Source organism: Gracilibacillus halophilus YIM-C55.5 (assembly GCF_000359605.1).
GTDB classification, from domain to species: Bacteria; Bacillota; Bacilli; order Bacillales; family Amphibacillaceae; genus Gracilibacillus; species Gracilibacillus halophilus.
In genome coordinates this window covers 1-1124 of record NZ_APML01000098.1, presented here as the reverse complement: position 1 = coordinate 1124, position 1124 = coordinate 1, and the positions used below count along the sequence as shown (strand labels likewise).

The following is a 1124-nucleotide window of genomic DNA, read 5'->3' as shown; positions in this document are numbered from 1 at the left end:
AAAAAGTCATAACAAATCGGCTAATTCGTGAGAATAAAGTTGAAACAGACGTCTGAGAGATAAGGTTGATGCCTGCGTTTCTCAGGCGTTTTTGTGATACGAGTTTATTGTGTGTGTGAATAAAGTCATGACACATTTTTTGAAACAAATCGGTAAAAATCGGGGTTTGTGTTACGACTTTATTATGAAAGGCGACGGTGGAAAGCGGGTTGAAGGGGTGAAAAGTGTTACGAGTTTATTGTGAATGAACAGAAGGAATAACTCTGTGTGAAATAAGTGGAAGCGATACGTCACTTTCGGTTTTCCGTCTTTGTTCACGTCAATTCTTTTCACAAAATGGTGAAGCAATTCAGCAGTCACAACACTTATCGGTTCTAGCTGACGGAAAATGTTTCGTATCGTTTGAAGCTCATTTATAATCGTTTTAGGGTGGGCTGACGTTTTCAGTTCATCCTTTTTCTTTTCCAATGCCTTTATCCTTGCTTTTATCGAGCCTAATGAATCATGGTAGTCATCGAGCGTGATAAGCTCATCGGCTAGTAAATGAATGTACTGACGCTTTTTTCAAGATGACCAGCTAATTTTTCATTTATCTCCTGTAATTCTTCCTGAGAATGCTCGGCGTGTCGTTGGTCCAAATTTCTAAGTTTTGATTCCAATCCCTGTTCATGTATAAACTCAGCCATGTTTTTTATACGGCGTAAAATGACATTTTTAAGGTCCTGTTCTTTAATCGCATGATTGGTACAAGCAATGGTCCCATGTTTCGCGTAGAATCCGCAAATATATCCATGTCTATTCTGGCGGTACCACATTCCCTTGCCGCAGTCCGAGCAGTACATGTGGTTGGTGAAAAGGTGCGTATCTGTCATCAAAGTGTTTACCTATTTCTAACATAATCATTAACAAATTATGTTATTCTATAAGTATAATGTTGATTTGCGGAGAATAATTGGGGGGATGGCGTTGAATTGGAATAAAGGTAATTTTATAGTAAGTGATGATATTTCTTTGCTAAATTTAGATACTGTCTTTAACTTGTTATCGAGTACATATTGGGCTTCGGATAGAACGAAAGAAACAATAGAAAAGAGTATTAAAAATTCTATTTCTTTTGGTCTCTA

1 protein-coding gene is annotated in these 1124 nt (G+C 37.4%); it reads right to left on the bottom strand.

The genetic code is table 11. From position 1 onward, the window contains the following. Positions 1 to 536: 536 nt before the first annotated feature. Positions 537 to 872, bottom strand: a complete 336-nt coding sequence (locus J416_RS14840) for a recombinase zinc ribbon domain-containing protein (RefSeq protein WP_003475383.1) — start codon at positions 870 to 872, stop codon at positions 537 to 539. Between the last annotated feature and the right edge of the window lie 252 nt (positions 873 to 1124).